At 62.6% G+C, this 19841-nt stretch carries 19 protein-coding genes and 1 tRNA gene; 4 read left to right on the top strand and 16 right to left on the bottom strand.

Features of this window, described 5'->3' with window-relative positions; all coding sequences use genetic code 11:
* Positions 1 to 2 precede the first annotated feature (2 nt).
* Genes larC through IT350_05740 form a run of 4 tightly spaced genes read right to left on the bottom strand, consistent with a single transcriptional unit; the run spans position 3 to position 2992 of the window.
* Positions 3 to 1316: a nickel pincer cofactor biosynthesis protein LarC gene (gene larC / locus IT350_05755; GenBank protein ID MCC6157539.1), complete on the bottom strand. Its 1314-nt coding sequence runs from the start codon at positions 1314 to 1316 to the stop codon at positions 3 to 5.
* Positions 1313 to 2095 (bottom strand): nickel pincer cofactor biosynthesis protein LarB, encoded by a 783-nt coding sequence (gene larB, locus IT350_05750; protein ID MCC6157538.1) that lies wholly within the window; start codon positions 2093 to 2095, stop codon positions 1313 to 1315. The genes larC and larB overlap by 4 nt, the downstream gene beginning before the upstream one ends.
* A 33-nt stretch (positions 2096 to 2128) precedes the next feature.
* Positions 2129 to 2518 (bottom strand): hypothetical protein, encoded by a 390-nt coding sequence (locus IT350_05745; GenBank protein MCC6157537.1) that lies wholly within the window; start codon positions 2516 to 2518, stop codon positions 2129 to 2131.
* 3 nt (positions 2519 to 2521) lie between these two features.
* On the bottom strand, positions 2522 to 2992 hold the full coding sequence (locus IT350_05740) for a hypothetical protein (GenBank protein MCC6157536.1): 471 nt from the start codon (positions 2990 to 2992) through the stop codon (positions 2522 to 2524).
* Positions 2993 to 3094: 102 nt separating this feature from the next.
* On the opposite strand from IT350_05740, the gene nadD reads away from it, so the two are divergent.
* Positions 3095 to 3760 (top strand): nicotinate (nicotinamide) nucleotide adenylyltransferase, encoded by a 666-nt coding sequence (gene nadD / locus IT350_05735; protein ID MCC6157535.1) that lies wholly within the window; start codon positions 3095 to 3097, stop codon positions 3758 to 3760.
* 11 nt (positions 3761 to 3771) lie between these two features.
* Here nadD and IT350_05730 read toward each other — a convergent pair whose 3' ends face one another.
* Positions 3772 to 4029 (bottom strand): hypothetical protein, encoded by a 258-nt coding sequence (locus tag IT350_05730; GenBank protein MCC6157534.1) that lies wholly within the window; start codon positions 4027 to 4029, stop codon positions 3772 to 3774.
* A gap of 84 nt (positions 4030 to 4113) precedes the next feature.
* Here IT350_05730 and IT350_05725 point away from each other — a divergent pair.
* A tRNA-Asn gene (locus IT350_05725) sits at positions 4114 to 4189 on the top strand.
* 741 nt (positions 4190 to 4930) lie between these two features.
* Positions 4931 to 5665, top strand: coding sequence for a hypothetical protein (locus IT350_05720; protein MCC6157533.1), 735 nt, complete (start codon positions 4931 to 4933; stop codon positions 5663 to 5665).
* 3 nt (positions 5666 to 5668) lie between these two features.
* Here the strand turns inward: IT350_05720 and IT350_05715 are convergent, their stop codons facing one another.
* Positions 5669 to 6829 carry a hypothetical protein gene (locus tag IT350_05715; protein MCC6157532.1) on the bottom strand — a complete coding sequence of 387 codons (1161 nt, stop codon included), beginning with the start codon at positions 6827 to 6829 and terminating at the stop codon, positions 5669 to 5671.
* A 140-nt stretch (positions 6830 to 6969) separates the two neighbouring features.
* Here IT350_05715 and IT350_05710 point away from each other — a divergent pair, with 140 nt between their 5' ends.
* Complete coding sequence (locus tag IT350_05710; protein ID MCC6157531.1) at positions 6970 to 7716, top strand: hypothetical protein; 747 nt, start codon at positions 6970 to 6972, stop codon at positions 7714 to 7716.
* Between the two features lie 7 nt (positions 7717 to 7723).
* Here the strand turns inward: IT350_05710 and IT350_05705 are convergent, their stop codons facing one another.
* The 10 genes from IT350_05705 to IT350_05660 form a co-directional block, all read right to left on the bottom strand.
* Positions 7724 to 8851, bottom strand: a complete 1128-nt coding sequence (locus IT350_05705; GenBank protein ID MCC6157530.1) for a hypothetical protein — start codon at positions 8849 to 8851, stop codon at positions 7724 to 7726.
* Positions 8852 to 9034: 183 nt separating this feature from the next.
* Positions 9035 to 11230, bottom strand: a complete 2196-nt coding sequence (locus IT350_05700) for a DNRLRE domain-containing protein (protein ID MCC6157529.1) — start codon at positions 11228 to 11230, stop codon at positions 9035 to 9037.
* 34 nt (positions 11231 to 11264) lie between these two features.
* On the bottom strand, positions 11265 to 12074 hold the full coding sequence (locus IT350_05695) for a hypothetical protein (GenBank protein MCC6157528.1): 810 nt from the start codon (positions 12072 to 12074) through the stop codon (positions 11265 to 11267).
* A 260-nt stretch (positions 12075 to 12334) separates the two neighbouring features.
* The gene (locus IT350_05690; GenBank protein MCC6157527.1) at positions 12335 to 13819 is read right to left on the bottom strand and encodes a serine/threonine protein kinase; all 1485 of its coding nucleotides are present in this window, start codon (positions 13817 to 13819) and stop codon (positions 12335 to 12337) included.
* Positions 13820 to 13905: 86 nt separating this feature from the next.
* Complete coding sequence (locus IT350_05685) at positions 13906 to 15762, bottom strand: sigma 54-interacting transcriptional regulator (protein MCC6157526.1); 1857 nt, start codon at positions 15760 to 15762, stop codon at positions 13906 to 13908.
* A gap of 172 nt (positions 15763 to 15934) precedes the next feature.
* Entirely contained in the window at positions 15935 to 16765 is an 831-nt protein-coding gene (gene cas6, locus IT350_05680) for a CRISPR system precrRNA processing endoribonuclease RAMP protein Cas6 (protein ID MCC6157525.1), read from the bottom strand.
* Between the two features lie 35 nt (positions 16766 to 16800).
* The gene (locus tag IT350_05675; protein ID MCC6157524.1) at positions 16801 to 17535 is read right to left on the bottom strand and encodes a DUF4230 domain-containing protein; all 735 of its coding nucleotides are present in this window, start codon (positions 17533 to 17535) and stop codon (positions 16801 to 16803) included.
* A 93-nt stretch (positions 17536 to 17628) separates the two neighbouring features.
* Positions 17629 to 18213 carry a hypothetical protein gene (locus tag IT350_05670; GenBank protein ID MCC6157523.1) on the bottom strand — a complete coding sequence of 195 codons (585 nt, stop codon included), beginning with the start codon at positions 18211 to 18213 and terminating at the stop codon, positions 17629 to 17631.
* Between the two features lie 46 nt (positions 18214 to 18259).
* Positions 18260 to 19147: an EcsC family protein gene (locus IT350_05665; GenBank protein MCC6157522.1), complete on the bottom strand. Its 888-nt coding sequence runs from the start codon at positions 19145 to 19147 to the stop codon at positions 18260 to 18262.
* A 187-nt stretch (positions 19148 to 19334) separates the two neighbouring features.
* Complete coding sequence (locus IT350_05660) at positions 19335 to 19724, bottom strand: four helix bundle protein (protein MCC6157521.1); 390 nt, start codon at positions 19722 to 19724, stop codon at positions 19335 to 19337.
* Positions 19725 to 19841: the final 117 nt, after the last annotated feature.

Here is a 19841-nt window from a genome sequence, read left to right as displayed (position 1 = left end):
CGTTATTCCGTCCAAAAATCGAGACTCGCCGCCGACGCGGCCTGCATCACGCGCTTCACGGCCACGCGGTTCGACCGAGCCGCCGCCTCGCAATCGCGATACTCCGGCTGGACGTTCACGATGCGACCCATCCGCCGCGTGATCTTGACACCGACCGGGCCGAACTCGGTCGATACCGTCCGCATCTCCCGCTCTCCCACGACTCGTCCCGTCTCCCAGAACCGCAGGCCGATTGTCGTCGATTCGGCGAAGAGCGCGTCGCTGACCGCATCGAGCCGATCGGGTTTGACGACCATGCGCACCAGAAGCCCCGGCCGCCCCTTCTTGCCGACGCACGCGATCGCGCATACGTCGAGCGCGCCGGCGAGCACGAGTGCATCCGAGAGCGCGGGGAACAGTTGCGGGTTCATGTCGTCGATGCTCGCCTCGACGAGCAGCGTCTTGCCGGCTTCGCGGCCCGCCGCGGTCTCGTCCAGAAGCACCGCGCGCACGGCGTTGGGCGTCGGGCCGCCATCGTCGCGGCTTCCCGCGCCGTAACCCACCGCGCGAATCACCCCCGCGGGCATGGCGCCGAATTCATCGGCGAGCGCCGCGAGCAACGCCGCCGCCGTCGGCGTCACCTGCTCGACGGATTGCCCTGAGGGAAACGTCGGCATCCCGCGCATCAATTCGAGCGTCGCCGGCGCGGGAAGCGGAAGACGCCCATGCGCGCAGTCGACGAATCCCGTGCCCGTCGGCAGCGGCGAACAAACGAGCCGCGTGACGCCGAGGCGCTCCAGCGCGACGCACACCCCCACCACATCGACGATGCTGTCCTCGGCGCCGACCTCGTGAAAGTGCACCCGGTCGATCTCAATGCCGTGGATTTTCGCCTCGGCCGCCGCGAGCTTCGCCATCGCCTCCTGCGCGCGCTCGCGCACGCGTGCGGCATACGGCAGCGACGCGATCAGGTCGCGAATTTGCGAATACGGCCGATGGTGGTGGTGCTCGTGCGGCGCGGGGTCACCATCCGACGTGTGGCGCAGCCGCCCCCGGCTGTGTGCGTCTTCTTGGTGCGCATGGTCGTGATCGTGCGCATGAACGTCGTGCTCGTGATGGTTATCGTGGTGATGGTGTTCGTGAACTTCGTCGAACTCGAACTTCCGGCACGCCAACGCGCCGCGGCGCACCGTGGCGACCCGCACCGCATCGGCGGAAAGATCGAGCGCTGCGAGGATCGGTGCGAGCTCCGCCTCGTCGAAACCCAGATCGCACATCGCCGCGAGCCACATGTCGCCCGCGATCCCCGCGAAGGCGTCGAGATAAAGCGTCGTCACGGGGTTTCCCCCGGCCTGCCGCGCATGCCTTCCGGACCGCCTCTGTTGATGAGCGACGCCACCACCGCCGCGCCGTACCCGTTGTCGATGTTTACCACGCTCACGCCGCCCGCGCAGGAATTGAGCATGGACAGGAGCGCCGCGACGCCGCCGAAACTCGCGCCGTAGCCCACGCTCGTCGGAACGCCGACGACCGGCACCGCGACGAGTCCGCCGACCACCGAGGCCAGCGCGCCCTCCATGCCCGCGACGACGATCACCACCGACGCGCGCCCGAGTGCATCGCGCGCCGCCGCCAACCGGTGCAACCCCGCCACGCCGACATCGAAAATCGTTTCGACCCGGTTGCCGAAAACCCGCGCGGTCACCGCCGCTTCCTCGGCGACAGGGATGTCGGACGTCCCCGCCGAGATCACGGCGATCACGCCGCGCCCACCCTCGGCGAGCGCGCCCTTGGCGAGCGTCCGCGCCGCCTCGTGATAGTCGAGATCGGGATACGCCGTGAGCACCGCCTGCGCCTTCTCGGGCGATACGCGCGTGACGAGCAGCGGCGAGCACGAATCGAGCATGCGCCCGACGAGCGCGACGAGCTGCCCCGCCGTCTTGCTCTCGGCAAAGATCACCTCGGGAAACCCGCGACGCAGCGCGCGGTGATGGTCGAGCTTGGCGAAACCCAGATCCTCGAAGGGCTCGCGGGCGAGCGAATCCAGCGCATCGCTCGGCGCTGCTTCGCCCTGCGCGACGCGTTCCAGGAGTTCGAGTGCGGCTTTGCGGTCCACGAAATGTCCTTTGCCTGTGATCGCCCGGCGATGTTATCCCGCGAGCGGCGGGCCCGGCAACGCCAGCGGAACCGGCGTCGCGTGGAGATTTTCCACGATGTACACGGCAACAGCCGCGACGAACACGGCGAGCGCAGCCCATGCGAGACACTTTTCGAGACGCACGGCGGCGACCTCATTCGAGAGCGCGCGTCCCCCGGCCAGACCGGCGAGATATCCCGCCGCGCCTCCGAACGCACCCCAGAAGATCTTGCCGAACAGGTGCATGGAAACGAGCGCGCCGGGAACCTTGAGCCCGAACGCCCATGCGTGCTCGATGGGCGCGTACACCGGTCGCGCCCAGTGCGCGAGGTCCGAAATCAGAAGTGCCGACAGAAACGCCGCCGCCGCCGCCCACCACGCAATTCGCGCTTTTGCATTCATGGGTCAGACGCCCCGTTCCATCGTGACGACGAGCCCCATCACCACGCACGCGGCGAGCGTCGCCGCCGCGATCCACGCCGTCGTGACGAAAAGTTTCGCGCTGTGCGCCGATCGCTCCGTGCGGGCCGCGCGTTCCAAGATGAGCGCGAGCGCCACGAACGGAACGACCAGCGCGCCCAGGTGTTCCTTGATCTCGAAAACCGCCGTCATCGCCGGAGCGAATCGATCCAGGAACAGACCGCGGATGTGGACGCGAAAGCTCGGGTAAGCGGCGAGCCCCGTCGCGACGCACACCGCAAACGCCGACGCCATCACGACAGCGTACGTGCGTCCCCGCGCGGGAAACGCGCCGCGCCGAAGGCCCGTCGTCGCGTGCACGGCGAGATGAATCGCCGTCGCCGCCGCGACAAATCCCGCCAGCGCGTGCACGAGCACGAGCGGTTTCGCCAGCGATTGCGCAAAAATGTCCGGCACTTTCCTCTCCCCGAAGCGCAAGCCGCGCAGATGATGTCGAGAATCGCGTTTGCTGTCGAGATGCGGTTTGCTTCGTGCGCGGCATTTGATAGGGTCCCGCGCATGCCGGGCGAGAAAATTGGAATTCTGGGCGGGACCTTCGATCCCATCCACTTCGGGCACATCCGCGCCGCGCAAGCCGCGCGGGAACTGCTCGGCCTCGCCCGCGTGCTGCTCGTACCCGGCGCGCGACCGCCGCACAAAGACCAAGGTCCCTTCGCGAGCGCGGCGGACCGTTTGGAGATGGTGCGAATCGCGACGCGCGGCGAGACGGGCCTCGAAGCGTGCGATCTGGAAGTGCGTCGCGAGGGCGAGAGCTATACGCTCTACCTGCTCCAGGACGTCGCGCGCGAATACCCGGACGCACATCTCACGTTTCTACTCGGCGTGGACGCGTACCTGGAGATCGCCGGTTGGCATCGACTCGGCGACGTTCTCCCGCTCGCCGATTGGGCGATTCTGCGCCGCCCGGGCTGGCATCTGCCGTCGCTGGTGGAGCCGCTCGGCGAGTGGGGAAAGGATTTCGTGGGCGACGACCGACGCGCCATCGTGCGCGTGTCGCCGAAAACGCGGATCTTCTACATCCTCATCCCCGAACACGACATTTCGAGCACGCGCGTGCGCGAAACGATCGCGCGCGGCGGCGACACGTCCGCCGAGCTGCACGAGGGTGTGCGTCGGTTCATCGACGAGCGGGGGTTATATCGAAACGCGAGCGGAGGGAGCTGACGGGCCCCGGATCACTTGCCGGCGGGCGCCCTGTCCGGATGAATTGGGAACTTCGGCGTGGAGCCGTCGCGCTCGAGCTTCTTTTTCCGCGGCAGATTCTGCGCGCGCGTCTTGTGCTTGCGTTTGGATTCCGTGACGATCGTGTTGGAAGCCATGGCGGTGTCCTTTCCCCTTCGAGCCGCCGGGTTATAGGGAATCGTCCCGGCAATGTCAACAAACACTTCGCCGACGCGAGACCCGGACCGCGGCCAACCCCGCACCGCGACCACGCACGCCGCGAAAAATTGCCCCAACCGCTTGACAACGAATAGACCGCGAATATGATTCGCCGTCGCGCCCGCGCGCGGCGGTATTCCTGGGTAGCTCAGTCGGTAGAGCAGGTGGCTGTTAACCACCTTGTCGGGGGTTCGAGTCCCTCCCCAGGAGCCAATGAAATCAACGGGTTTGGCGGTTTTCGCCAAGCCCGTTTTCCTTTTGAGTCCGCACTGAGTCCGCAGACGAGCAACTCCGCGCGGCAACTCACACCCGTCCTCAACCGAAAATTCCCCTCCCCTTTTCGCCATAAGACCTTTGAATCCATCCAAGGAAGGTCTCATGCGAACCATCGCCAGAATTCTCGCGGTCGTCGTGGTCGCCTACTTCGACTTCCGACAGATGGTCGATGAGATCCACCGGCTCCTGAAGCCCGACGAAGCGGCGCGGCGAAACCGCCGGTCGTGAACCTTCTCTCCATCTCGAACCCGGACGACCTCAAATCCTGCTCAAGCTCCCGCCTCGAAAAAAAACATCCGCACGTGCGTCACCCTGGGTGGTCATATCCCGTGCTCACGCGAAGCGAGAATTTCGACCGAATCACTTTCCAAAGTCTCGCCCGGCGTTGGTCGTCGGCCCTCGTCCGAGCCTCTCCGTCGTCAAATTACGGGCGCCGATTTGACGACCGTTCACTGGGGCCGGCAGCCCATGAGCAGAGTCCCCCGTGGCCTCGTCGTGATCGCCGTCCGGGCGACCGCCGCCTGCCGGATGCGGCGGCTCGATTCGACCCACCTTCATGTGTCTCGCCTTCAGAGGGGGGACAGAATAGCCCTTCGTCGAAATCGGCGGCGAGATCCGGGTAGTTGAGCATATTGGGGATGTGCTATAGATCCCACATCCCCGTCGGAGTCCAGCACCGTGCTCAGAATGTTCGCGCTCGTTGCGTTGCTCGCAGCTCTGTTTGCGGGGTGCTACGCGCGCGACGGCGGGCGGGACGACGCGGATGTCGGTGCGCCGTTGCTCGACAAGTCGAACGACGCGGGCAAGACGGCCGCGCCATTCGATTACTCGGAGGATTTCAACTCCGATCCTGATTGGTCGGTCAGCGACACCGAGCGATACTTCTGGGACGCGTCCTGCGAGTGCTTCTTCCTCACGATGGAGGGCGGCGAGGTCACGCGCGACTACGCCTACGTCGACCTCGCCGCGATGGGATTCGAGTTCGGGCCTATTCGGTTGACGTATGACATACGAGTCGACGACCTGAATCACGGCGCCAACCTTGGCCTCATGTGGCTCACGCCGGATCTCGACGTCGATCGCGCCGTGATACGCGCGCAGTATTCGTTAACCGACGGCGGCCGCGCGCTGTATCTGGGCGTATTTCCATTCGTGTTCGAAACATACTTCGGCGACGACGCGTGGGAAACCGGCATCTGGATGACGCACGAAATCGTATGGGACGGTCGCGACGTGACACTCACCGAGCGGCGCTCGGGCATCGTGAGCCGCGTGCTCGCCATTGAAGATGCGGAGGTGTGGACCGAGGACCCCGTGCCTTTCCTGGGGTTTTCCTCGGTCGGGTTCGACATCTACGATGGCGCTGCGGCGCACGGGTGGATCGACAACATTCGAATCACGACGATCGACTGAGCATCAATCGGATTCGCCCTCCAGCACGCCGCGCCGAAAGATGCGGACGACGCCCACCACCGAGTCCCCGACATACAGATCGTCGCCATCCTCGTCGAACGCGAGCGCGCCGCCGGTGTGGACCGCGCCGAACGTCGCCAGCTCGCTGAAATCCGCGAGGTCGACCAGACGAATTTTATGGTCCTCGAGATCGGCCATCGCCAGCACACCATCGGGACGCACCGCGATTCCCGCCGCGTGGAACGGCAGATCGTATTCCTCTTCGATTCCGGAAAGATCCTTTTCGATCTTCAGCAGTCGGCTCGCGTGACCCTGCGACAGCCACAGCGCGCCGTCAGCGTAAGTGAGCGTCGTCAGTGTTCCGTCGGGCCGGTTGTCGTCGAGTTCGGCCACAATCGGCAGCGACGCGGTGACGTCGCCGGAGGCGAGAGTAACGCGCAGGATCGTCAGATTCGCGGTGCCGTTGTGCAGGGCGAGCAACCAGACCGAGTCCGGGTCATCGGGATCGGGTACGACAGACTTCGTCTCGCCGTATGTCGTCTCGTCGAGGGCAATGAACTCGGCGTGATCGGCGTCGAAGTTTTCCACGTCGACGACGGCGAATCCGCTGCCGGTGTCCTCGACGGGGTTTCGTCCGTCGCAGCCCGTCACGACGAACACGCGATCGCCTGCGGCATCGGCGAACGCGCCGCACGGCCAGACGCCGAGGTCCAGACCGACGGGCGCGAAATCATTCTGCGTATCCAGACGCACGACCGTGTCGCCCGGCTCGGTTTCTATGTCGTAGTTCGTCACGAACAGGTATCGACCGTCCGCGCCGAGTGCCGTGCGTCCGTGCAGACCCGGCGTGACAATCGTCGAATCCACGATCGCGGCGTCGTCCACCGCGATGGAGCTCACCACGCCTGTCGTGTCCCACAGCGTGGAGTAAACTACGCGCGCGAATCGATCGTACGCGATCGCGTATACGCCGAGGCCGACATCGACCACCGCGACCTGCTCGTACTCCGTCTCCGCGGCACTGAGCGACGGCGGCACGTACGCGTCGTCCCCGGGGTCTTCGCCCGAGCGGGAGTAGCAGGCGGAAAAAAGAGATGACGCCGCGAAGAGAAGTGCCGCCAGAGCGCAACCGCGACAAAACGACCGTCCGTGAGTTGCCGGCATCGATTCCCCCTCCGATGATGTACATGTCCTTTGATTGTTCCGGCGAGTTGAAAAAAGTCAACATCGGTTACGCAACCCTTTACGGGCACAGGCGAACGCGATATGCGATAGTGGCGTGACTTCATGGGCGAGGTAGGGCAATGCGAATTTCGGGGATCGTCATTCGATTGTCGGTCGTCGTGGCGACGATCGTCGTCGCGGGCTGCTACGCGCGCGACGGCGAGCGGGAAGACGCAGATTCCGGCGCGCCTTTGCTCGACAAGTCGAACGACGACGGACAGACGTCGGAGCCGTTCGCGTACTTCGAGGATTTCCACGACGATCCCGGCTGGTCCGTGAGCGATCCGGAGAAGTACTACTGGGATCCCACCTGCGAGTGCTTCTTCCTTACGATGGAAGGCGGCGAGGTCACGCACGGATACGCCTATGTCGACCTCGCCGCGATGGGATTCGAGTTCGGGCCGATTCGGCTGACGTATGAGATCAAGATCCGCGACCTGACTTGGGGAGCGAACGCCGGGCTGATGTTCCTCACCGAGAGCCTGGACAGAGACCGAGCGATCATTCAGGCCATCTACGGCTTCGCCGACCCGGGACACGCGGTGGGGATCAGCGTGTTCCCCTACTTCTACGCCGAATACCTCGGTGACGATGCGTGGGAAGCGGGGGTCTGGATGAGCAATGAGATCCTATGGGATGGCGTCGATGTGACTTTTACCGAGCGACGATCGAGTGTCGTCACCCGCATCTTAAAGATCGAAAATTCGGAAGTTTGGACCGAAGATCCGGTCCCCTATCTTGGCTATTCGATTGTCGGCTATGATCTGTACGCCGATTCAGCAGCGCACGCGTGGATCGACAATATTCGGCTGGAGACCCTGCAATAAAAATAAATCACTGATTCTGACGGCGAAATATTCGAACTAAGCCGATATAATAATCCGCGACAAATAAATAATCGCCAGTTTCATCGAAGGACAACGCAGCCCCCGTATGAACGCCTTGGATCGCTTCGATTTCTTTCCCATTCGAGAGATCGATCAGCCGAATTTCGTGATCCTCGATGCAGGACACGGCCGCGATTCCGTCATGACGGATCGCCAGCCCCGAACTAAAACATCCCAATTCTATCGTCTTCAGTACGGAATTCGACTCCTTGTCGATGCCGACGAGTCGCCGGCAACGACCCTGCATGAACCAGATATCGTTTTCTCGCACACGAATGTCTGCGAAGGTTCGACCGGGATAGGACTCTTCCGTCTTGCATTCGAGCGACAAAGAATCTCCGATCTCGCCGTTTTCAAGCGACATCGAATACAGGTGGTTTTTGCTCTCGCCGTTGGTGTCCGAGAGTAGATAAACGACGTTTCGATCCACAGGGTCCGGTGCGGCGACGTTCAGTTCTCCGAACTCGGTCTCCGGAACGTCAAAAAACGAGGTGTTTGCTTCATTAAACGCAGCGGCATCGATCATTGCGAAGCCGCTTCCGGTGTCTTCCGTCGGGGCCCGATTGTCGCAACCCGTGACGACGAACACCCGCTCTCCCGCCGCGTCTGCACGCACACCACACGGCCACGAGCCTACGGTCATTCCGCGTTGCGACAGCCCGTCGTGCGTGTCGATCCGGACGACGGTGTCGCCCGGAGACGAGAGGATGTCATAGTTGGTGACGAAGAGAAAACGGCCATCGCCCGCCAGCGCCGTCTCCAAATGCATGCCGGGACTCACCGCCGTGGTCTTGGCTATCGACTGGTCTTCCAAGGAAATGACAAACACGGTACCGACAGGGTCGAAAATCGAGGCGTACAACAAGTCGGTCGCATCGTCGAAGACGACGGAATCCGCCCCATAGCCGATGTCAATGCCCGCGATCTCTTCGTACGAAGATTTCGATTTAGAGACGGTCATTCGCTCAAATCCGGAAGGCCCCGGCTCGCCGTCTCGCGAGAAACACGCGGTGACGCACATGGCCCCGACCACGATGATCGCGATGGCGATCCAGATCGCCCGCGTTTTGCTCATCGCGAATTGCAGGCTCGTTCCGAATTTCGGCGGGAGTCCTTTCGCGGTCCTCTTCCGATACGACGTCTTCATGCGTCGATGGTAGTCCGGTGAGTGACGTGATTCAAGGCAGTCTGGGTGCCCCGCAATAGCAACGAGACTCCGAGCCACGCACCCGGAGTCCCGCAATCGTCGCCTCAGAGATCAGCAGCCGCACGAGCCGCCGTCGTCGTCATCGTCATCGTCGTCGTCGTCCGCCGCGTCGTCATCCAAGCTGTCGTCGTCACCGGAGTCGTCGTCCGAGTCATCGTCGGCATCGTCGTCAGCCGAGTCGTCATCCGTGTCATCGTCGACATCGTCGTCGGTGTCGTCATCCGCAGTGTCGTCGTCAGCGGCAGGTTCGCAGTTTCCCGTGGCATCGTTGCACATTTCACCTTCAGTGCATTCCTTCGGAGTACCGATGCAGTTTCCCGCTGAGCAGGAATCCGATTCGGTGCAGAGATTACTGTCATCGCAGGCCGCGCTGTTGTTTGCGTGTTCGCACGAGCCGCTAACCGAACAGGAGTCGTCGGTGCAAGGATTTGTGTCGTCGCAGTCCGTCGCGCTCAGACACTGGACGCACTGATCGCTATCCTCCAGGCACTGTTGCTCCGCACCGCATGGTGAATTTCCCGCCGTGCACTGATTCAGCAGTTCCGAGCACGACTCCACTCCGGTGCAGAATAGGCCGTCGTCACAATCCCTTGCCGTGCCTGAGCACGATCCGCCGCCGCACTGGTCGTTGACCGTACAGTATAGTCCGTCATCGCACGAATTTGTGTTATTCGTGTGTTGGCATGTGTTCGAAATACACGCGTCGTCCGTGCATGCGTTGCCATCGTTGCAGTCCCCGTCCGAAACACAGTCGAAACATTGGTCAGTTGGCTCGTTGCATGTCTCGCCGGCGTCGCATGGGTCGCCCGCGTGTGTACACTGATTGATCGTTTCATTGCAGCCCTCCGCACCGTTGCAGAACTGCCCGTCGTCCCCGCACGGGTCCGGGCTATCGCACGAGTTGGTCCCTTCATTACACGACTCCGGGCCATCGCAGTACTGACCGTTGTCCGGACAGGGATTTCCGGAATGCTGGCAGGAATCGCCTCCTTCGTTACACGACTCCGTGCCGTTGCAATACTGGCCGTCGTCCGAACACGGATTTCCGGGAGAAACACAGGAATTTGTACCTTCGTTGCAGTACTCAACTCCATCGCAGTAGTTCGCATTCGCGCAGTTTCGGCTTCCTCCGCTCACGCAGGAACCGCCGCTGCAATGATCGTTGATTGTGCAGTATTGGCCATCGTCGCACGAATTGGAATTATTCGTATGCTGACAATGGCAACCGTCGTATGAGTCAGTCGTACATGGGTTGCCGTCGTCGCAAGCGTTGGGCTCGCATGTATCATAAGTCAGAACTAGGTACACCCAATATGAACCGTTCTCTCTTGAGTAGAACGATTGATATCCATCTGGCCCTGTTCCTGTTGTGACGACAAACCCACGATAACTGCTCGGGCTGCTTGGACACAACGCTGATACAGCGGCATCAGCCTCCAAGTACCGATATCCAGTTCCGGAACTAAAATTTGAATTTTGACAACTAGTATATGAAGGTTTGTTACTCCACGTGACTGAGCACTCGTCCCAAGATGCTAGTGCGCGGCACACGGCAACATTTCTACTTTCCGTATTTTGCCATCCGTAGACTCGCAATTGAGCATTAGTTATTGTACCGCCAGGGCAAGTTAGACCAGACCCATTTTTCAAATATACATAATAATTTCCCAGACCTGGATAATTTCCAACCGTTAACAACGATTCATTGCAGTAATTTGTGCTTGAATTGTTTTGGCTGACGGTGGAGTCATAATCTTGCGACTCCGACGAACTATCGGAAACTGCTCTACGATAACCGTCAATGGGACTAGTATCTATCTCATCTTGATCTTTGAATAGCTTTTGAACCAACAATCCTTTTCCGTTAATTTCGAATTCTCCGCCACTTATCATTATGTATAGAAGCGTCTCAACATCTTGCTCGAAAAGATCGTTAGGGTCGATTTCAAGTTCTTTACACGCTACATCCAGCAACGAAAGAAGATCTCTTTCTACACGATCAACACGCATATATTCATCTTCGTCATCGGTTTTCGGCATTTCTGAAAGCAAGGATGCTTTCGCGAGTGCAAATGTCGACGTTTTTGCTATCTTCAGCTTCCAACTTCCTCCTCCCGAATGTGAAGTACGTATACTTGACTCGGACAATGTTTCGACGTCATCGTCGTCACCGCAAGATGACGCGGCAAGTGTAATGCAAAACCCAAGAACCGCAAAGAAGCACACGACCAGTGTCGACGAACGCATGATTCATCCTCCAAAACTACAGATTATCGAAACGCTAGAAGTTCATCAGCACGCTCACCCCGCACGGCCCGAGGGCCAAGGCGGGCGTTTTCGATCTCGTTCGCATCGCGCTCGGCGAATTCTTGTCCGAAGCGCCGTCTCCACCCCACAGCAAAATCCCCCCCGTCCCCATCGCGACCGCGCCGAGCCCGGCTCCGATCCAGCCCGCGTTGGCGTAGGCGTTCGTGCGGCCCCAGTGCGTGTCGCGTTCCTGCCAGTCCTCGCGGTCGGCGGCGTCGCGCTGCTTTTCGTTCTCGACCCTAGCGAGCGTGAAAAACGCCGCCGACGTCGTCAGCGACGCGATCCCCGCGCCGACGAACGCCCAGCCCGCCTTCTCCCGGCCGGACGCGTTTTCGCGAACAGACACGCCCGCGGCCGTTGGGGTATCCGGCTTGGCGGGCGGTCGTTCGACGAGTTCGTCCGAGATCTCCTCGCGCGCCTGATTGAGCGCCGCGAGCACCTTGGGCGAGGTCAGCGGATCGAGGACCAGATACGGGTCGAGACGAAGCGCCTGCTTCATCTCGTCCCGTGCTTCGGTTTCCCGTCCCTGCGCCACCGCGATCCTCGCCAGTGTGACGTGAATGACCACCAGTTCGCTCGTCCCGCACACGCGCTGCGTCGCCGCGAGCAGCGACTGCCGGGCCGCTTCGTACTCCAGCGCCTGGTACGACGCGAGCCCCGCCCTGGTGAGCGACGCGCATGTCGCATCCTGCGCCGGATCCTGCGCCCGGGCCGTCTCCGGGCCCCGCATCGCGCCGATCGCCGCGAGGGCGATCATGATCCGAACGATCCTCGCCGCGCGCATGACGGTTCGCCGTTTCCGACCCGGCTGCGTTCGCAGCCCGTTTCCAAATAGTTCCGAGATACGGTCGGTTAAATAAGCAAGGGCCGGGCCAAGTTTGTGCGCGAGATCATGCATGGCGAAAATCCTTTTGATTTCATGGGGTTCGACCCGGTCACCGATACTGGGGCTCATGCCTGCGCCCATCGACGTGTTACGCGCGCGTAACACCGTGTTTCCCCGCGCCACAGAATGAGTCGCGCCGTTACTCGCCACCCTACCCGTCACTCGGGCCACGTCGTGATGGTGAAGGTCTCGCCTGACACGACGTGCGCCTCGACCGACGCACGCTTACCGGCCGGATCGTTTTTCAGCAGGACGCGGTGAGCGCCGGGCGGAAGTGGAATGCGTCCGGTCGGCGTCGTGTCCACGGAGCGTCCGTCGATGACGACGTCGGCATAGGGCACGAGATCACCCACACGCAAAAATCCCGGAGCGAGGGCTTCGGGCGCGGGGGCGACCGCGACGGGAGCGGCGGGCGGCGGAGTTGGCGTCGGCGTGGATTTCGGCGTCGGCGAGACGGGCGGAAGTGTCGTCGTCGCAATGGTTGTCGTGACAATCGCGGACGATTCCTCCGGCGTCTCGGGCGTCGGCGACGACGCCGACATGATCGACGATGCGTTCGGGCTCGCTGATTCCGTTCGCCCCCGCGATCCGCCTGTGAACAGCCACGCTGCGACGGCGACTGCTACCACGAGAGCGAGTGCGTAGGCCCAGCTTCGCCGCCGGGGCGCGACGGCCAGAGTGGGCGGCGGTTCGCCCGTGCCCGCAGGCTCGGGGGGCGGTGTCGGTGCGTCGCGGCGAACGACCCGCCCCGTGCGCGTGGAGAGATTGCCAGGGGTTCGCGGCGCGGTGGGTTCGGGCGCTACGCGGCGGACGAGCTCTCGCACCTCGCGTCCTGCCACGCCGCCGCGCGCGACCAGCAGGTCCTCGAACGCACGCAGCGCCTCGCCCGCATTCGCGTATCGGTCGTCGGGCGCGTGCGCGAGCAGACGACGCAGAGCGTTCGCCACGTCGTCGGGGATGCCGTCGTACGAGGGCGCGTCGCGGTCGCACCGGCAGATCGCCGCCATCACCTCGGATGCGTTCGCGCCGTCGAATGGCCGCCGTCCGGTCCACATTTCGTGGATGACGACGCCGAGCGAGAAGAGGTCGGAGCGCGCATCGACGCGCGTGCCCGCGATCTGCTCGGGAGACATGTAGGGGAATTTGCCTTTGATCTCACCCGGGGACGATCGTGCGCCGGCCAATGCCGATTTCGCCACGCCGAAGTCGGCGATTTTCACCGCGCCTTCGCGCGAAAGCAGGATGTTGTTCGGCGTCAGGTCGCGGTGCACGAGGCCGAGGGGGCGGCCCGCGTCGTCCGCGCGCCCGTGCGCGTGTTCCAGCCCGCGCAACACATCCACCGCGATGCCGAGCGCCGCGACCGGCGGCACGGTCTCGCCCGACGGGTGCCGCGTCTCCAGCACGTCGCGCAGGTTGACGCCCTCGACATCCTCCATGACGAGGTACATGACGTCGCCGTCGATGCCGAAATCGACCGCGTGGACGATGTTCTGGTGCGCGAGCCGCGCGCAGACGCGGGCTTCGTGGAGGAAGGCGTCGCGCCGGGCTTCGATGGATGCGGGGTCGCCGCGAATGATCTTGAGAGCGAAGGTTTTGTCGAATCCGCCCGCGCCCTCGCGCCGCGCGCGATGAACCTCCCCCATTCCGCCTTCCCCAATGCGTTGGAGAAGCAGATAGGGGCCGATTCTGCGTCGATCCGATTCGGACGCCACGCGACGCACCCTCGATTTCAGATGAGGTGATACTTTTTCATCTTAATCCAGAGCGTCTTGCGCGCAATCCCGAGTTCCGACGCGGCCAAGGATCGATTCCAATGGTGACGCCCCAGCGCCGCGAGAATTCTCGTACGTTCGAGCGCCTCGATGTCGTGCGCGAGCGCCTCGAGGGGGCGCGTCGCGTCGGCCTCCGCCGCGGCACTCGGGGGCGAAGACGGGGAGGCGTCGTCCTCGTCGTCGTCCGCGGTGAATTTCAGGTGGGCCGGCTCGATGACGTACTCCTCGCACTGCACCAGAGCGTGGTGAACAACGTTTCGCAATTCGCGCACATTGCCCGGCCACGGGCGCTTCGTCAGCACGTCGAGGGCGGCGGGCGAGAAGCGCTCGGCCGTCGCGTTGATGCGCCGCCCGAGCCGATGCAAGAACATGCGCGCGAGCGCGGGAATGTCGCCGGCGTGGTCGCGCAGCGGCGGCATGGCGATTTCGAGCACGCCGAGGCGATGGAAGAGATCCTCGCGAAACGTCCCCGCTCGGATCATCGCGCGCAGATCGCGGTTCGTCGCCGCGACGACGCGAACATCCACGGAGCGCACCGGCGCCGATGAGCCGATGGGACGGATCACGCCGTCTTCCAGCACGCGCAGGAGCTTGCTTTGCAGATCGAGCGGGAGTTCGCCGATCTCGTCGAGAAAGAGCACACCGCCGTCGGCGAGTTCGAACAGACCGCGCCGGTCGCGGTTCGCCGACGTGAACGCGCCCTTGACATGGCCGAAGAGTTCGCTCTCGAGCAGATCGCGCGGCACGGCGGCGCAATTGAGGACCTCGAAGGGCTTGTTCGCGCGCGAGGACCAGCGGTGCAGCAGATGGGCGGCGATATCCTTGCCGACGCCGGTTTCGCCGGTGATGAGCACGTGCGCGTCGCCGCGGCATGCCATGCGGCGAATCTGCGTGCGCGTGCGATCCATGACCGCGCTTTCGCCGACGAGCTCGGGTCCTTCGGAGCGCGACGCGAGTTCCTCGTTACGCAGCCCCATTTCGTGGAGGCTGCGCCGCGTGCGCAGGACCGCGCCGAGCATGGAGGCGTACGCATCGAGGAACTCGATATCCGACGCGCCGTATTCCTTCACGCGCGAACGCGTGTCGACGTAGAGCACGCCGTCCACGGCGCCCGCGACCTGCAACGGTACGCACATGATCGAGCGCACGCCCGATTGCACGACGCTTGCCTTGTCGTGCAACTCGTCATCCACGGCGGCATCGCGGACGATCACGCCGCGACCCGTGCGCATCACGCGGTCGAGGATCGTGCGTGAAATGACGAAGTCGCCCGGAGCTGGACCGAAGTTCCGGATGAACCCGCCGGCAAGTCGTTGCTCGATCTCGTCGTAAAGGTCGAGATAAGCATTCTCGCAATCCAGGTGACGCCCCACGATGTCGAGCGCGCGCGCGACGACGTCCGCGGGCGACGGTGACTGCGCGGCGCAGTCCGCGAGTTCGTAAAACAGACGCAAGCGCTGCTCCACAGGGCCATTGCTTCGCTCGACGACGAGGGTGGTCGAGGGGCGCGGCGGCTCATTGCCGATCGCCGACTCGACAAACATCGCACGCACGTCCCCGATGTGCACCGCGTCCCCCGGCGTGAGATTCGCGCGGGTGATCGGCGCTCCGTTGACGAGGACGCCGTTTTTGCTGCCGAGATCCTCGATGACGACCACGTCGCCGGTTACATCCACTCGCGCGTGCCGGCGCGAGACGCTGTCATCGGCGATCACAAATGCGCAACCCGAATCGCGGCCGACGAACCATGTTCCTTCATCCAGCGCGAAGGTGCCGGCGAGACCGTTAGCGAGAGCGATGCGAAGGAAACGCATGGGGGAATCCTAGACCAAGATGTATTTGATGCAACCACAACAAATCCGCGATTCGCAAAGAACGACGAATGGGAATCAGGCGACAAGGTTGTCTGATTGATTATTTTGCGTTCCGTTTAGCATCGTACGGACTCGCTCTACGTTGCGCCATCGGATCGAACGATTCCTGCGATCACAGTTTCCCGATTTCCAGCCGCCCCATCCCCATCACGCACCCCTTGCCGATGTGCGTCCATTGCGCCGCGGCGAGCAGCGGCCAGAGCGATCCCGGACCCTCCGGCAAGATGAGCGAGCCCGCCACGCCGCGCTGCTCCACCTCGCGGTGCTGGCGGCCCGAGTAACGCACGAAGTCGAGCGGCTCGCCCTCCCACGGATGCGCCGCGATTCCGCGCGCGACTTCCGCCACCGACCGCGTCGTCAGGTCGCTGCCTTCCGATTTCGCTCCCAGCATTGTGAACCGCCGAATCGCAGTGACCGCGATGTCCGCGAGTGTCGGATTTTCGATCAACCGCCCCTGCCGCATCAGACGCACCGGGTACGAAAACTCGATGCGGCACGGTGTGGTTTCCGGTTTGCCCGCAAGCGGCCACGTCGCGCGATCCATCGTCCACGGCTTCGCGGACGGTTGCTCGCGGCCATCGGGATCGAGCGCGACCGCACCGCGCACAGCGAAGGGCTCCCGCGCCTGCCCGTAGCCCATCCCGCCGGCAGTGTCCCACGCGCGACGCAAGGTGTCCGCGCGCGCAATCGCCGGGCCGAACAGGAACCACTCGATCGCCGCGCCGCGCTGCGGCTGCGTGTCCGCGGGACGGCAAACGTAGAACGGTCCGCCGTGATGCTCCGTGAAGACCTCGTCGTAGATGCCCTCGTCCAGCATGCGCAGCGCGCGACCCCACACGCCGCGCAGCATCGGCACGGTCACGGCCTCGCGATCGACATCGAGTTGCAGTCGATAAGGCAGAACGCGAACATCGCGCAGCAGCGAGCGCCAGGGGTCGATCAAGAGGTCACTCCGATGTTTACGCGAAGAACGCGATTTCAGTCTTTCGGTCGGAACTGCATATCTCGCACCACAAACTCGATTTGAACGTTGTCGTCGTCCACAAGATGGCGAATGAAAAGGCCCAGGCGACTTTGGGCGTTTTGATACGCGTCCGCGAGAATTCCGTCGGCCACAGCCTTCTGCTGCGCTCTACGCTTGAGCCTCGAATACTCCGTCTTGAAGAATTTTTCGAAGGCATCTGCAGCGACTCCGCGGTTATCCTCATTTCTCAAACACTGCTCGCTGAAATCCACATCCACGCTCAAAATTTTTGGCTCCGGCAGCATCACGATGATCGACGAGCCCGGGTCGCCCGTCACCTCCACACCAGAAACATCGAAGCCCGCTTTGATGGCCCAATTGAAATCGCATGTGAATTCCGAATGACCCACCGGGACGATCCCGTATTCAGCCGTATCCGAGATGAACACGGGTAGGGTGAGCCGTTTTTCGAACGTCGCGAGTTCGAAGATCGCGTGGTTGGTAATGATCGTCTGCAGTTCCGTCGTGGTCACGCGATGCTGCGGCTTCAGAACCTGGTAAATACCCTGCACCCGCTCGCCGATCCAGCCCAGCGCGCCGTGGGAGTTGGAGAGGAGGACAACAACCAGGGCGACGGCTCCCGCACTCAGAAGAAGTTTCACAAGCGCGTGCAACGCGAGAAAAAACGCCTGCAACCCGACGGCGAAATTGCGAAAGGATTCAGACCAGCTTCGCTTGTTCGGTTCCATCTTCGCTCACCCTCGCGAGCAGATTTCCGCTCTGATTCGAGCTGTCGCTCGCACGGGCCGCCGCGCAAACGACGACCCGCGCCACCCGTCCTTCTATCGGAAACGCACCGCCGGCGCCACGCTCGTTTCGCCGTTCGGCCCCACGCTCACCTGCGGCGGCGTCCACTGAAACTTCTCGTAGAGCTTGCGGTTGTAACGCACGCAGTAGTCTGCATACTTCGCGCCCGCACCGGTGTTCGTGATCGTCGCGACGATGAGCCCGACGCCCGCGCCGACGCCCAGCCCGATCCACCGACCGTTGTGGTCCTCCTCCGTGACCTGTTTCTTCGATCCGTCCGCTTCGGTGACGATCTTCTTGTCCTCGCTTTCCGTGCCCTGTCCGACGAAGTATCCCAGTGCGGCGATCCCGAGGATCTCGCCCGTATTTGCGAGCGCGTACGTCCGCGCCGTCCGCTTCAGGCTCTCGGGGATATTGCCCGAATCCGGCGACGACCCCGCGTAGTTCGCCCCCGCGATGGGACCGAAGATCGGCCACAACGCCATGGCCCGCGCGTGCGCCGGATCTTTTTCCTCGACCTGCAAAACCACCTGCGGACCCTGCGGCGAAACCGCCTGCGCGAACGCCAACGCGGGGACGACGAGACTCGACGCGACGACCAAAGCCAAAACGATTCTCACGGCTCTCTCCTGTTTTATGGTTCGATTCAGGCGCAACGCACGCCCTTCAATCCTTCGAAAAATCCGGCTCGAAATCCGCCGGTTCTTTCCCGACACCCTTGATAAGGTCTTCGCCGTACTTCTCCGCGAGAAAGCGCTCGCGATAGAGGAAATACGCCGCGTCGCAAACCCTGCTCGTGTAGTACGCGTTGAAGCCAGCGCCCACGAGGCCGCCCACAATCGGAATCGCCTCGGCGAGCTTCGCCTTGGTCAATCGAATACCGAGCCCTTGCGCGATCTTTTGAAGGATCTGCACGAACGCATGTTCCTCAAGCTGCTTCCACGTCTTTTTCCTTGCGACCTCTTTCGCGATCTTCGCAAGTTGCGCCATGGCCAACTGCTTCGACGCATCGGATGGGCTCGACGCGAGCCCCAAAACGTTGAGCGCGAACAGTCGCTCGGACTGTTCCGAAACGTCGAATCCGCAGTACGTCGCGTATTCGCCGATTGCACGCAGGTTCAGCGCGAGGAGCGCGACGATATCCGCGGGAATGCCGAAAATGCCGGCCGATCCCGTCGCCGCGCCCTCGGCCAGTGCGATGCCTTTGTATTTAGCGGCCAGGTAGCCGATCGTCTCGTCGACGTCCTTCAGCATGACGCCGCGAATGTCCGCGATCGCGTTCACTTCGCCGTGACCGTGCTTGTGAAAGTCCTCGATGATCGCATCGGGTCGCACCGACCAGATGGCCGCGTCGTTGAGCACCGACACCAGTCCACCGAAGCCCTTTTCCAGCACGAATCCGACACCCGGAACGTCCAGAACTTTCTGCGCCGTGAGATCCACTCGCCGACTGATTTCCTCCATCGCCCGGCCAAACCATCCGAGCGCCGGGCTCTTCCACGCATGGATGGCAACCAGTTGCGTTTGATCGTAATCGCTCATCTTCCGTGTCATCTCGACTCCTCTCTCCCGGTAAGCCGGCGATCCCGCCTCGCGCCGGACTTCGTCCGACGGGCTGATCCGCGGGGCTCGTGTAAACATTGGTAAACGGACCATGCGACATCCGGGGTCGCAAATGACGACCGACTGGGAATTTTGAATGTTGAATGGAGAAATTCGAGCCGCATTTTGTCGACGGCAATCACGTTTTTCGCGCGGGCGAAGCTTTACGCACGATCGTCGTCAGAATGGAAATCAACTCGTCAGCCTCGTGCGTCAACGGCTCCAGGCGGTCGGATGGCACAATCTCCGACGCGGCGAGCAATCGAAGCCAGTAGTGCGTCTCACGCGCTTCCTTGAGAGCGATGGCGCATTTGGAGACGAAGTCCGCCTTGCTCTGCCCGGCGCTCGCCTCCTCCAAATTCGCGCCGATGGAGGTTCCTGACCGCAGAATCTGCCCGGACAACGTTCGTGCAGCGCTATCCTGCGATTGCAGGTGCCGATGCAAATTCACTACGCGCAGCGCAAACTCGAACGCGCGCTTCTGAATATCTCTCGGCGATGACTTCTCTCTCGTCCTCGTTTCCGACATCGCAACCTCCTTCGACGTACGCGTCCGCGACTCCCGTGTCGCGGCCTTCATCACTCCTCATTCAACAGTCCAAATTCTCCATTCTTACCACCATCGCTGTGCTGGGGACGCGCCGTG

This window comes from Deltaproteobacteria bacterium (assembly GCA_020845895.1).
GTDB lineage: Bacteria > Lernaellota > Lernaellaia > JACKCT01 > JACKCT01 > JADLEX01.
Note: the sequence above shows the minus strand (reverse complement) of the source record. Positions and strands in the feature narration are given on the sequence as shown.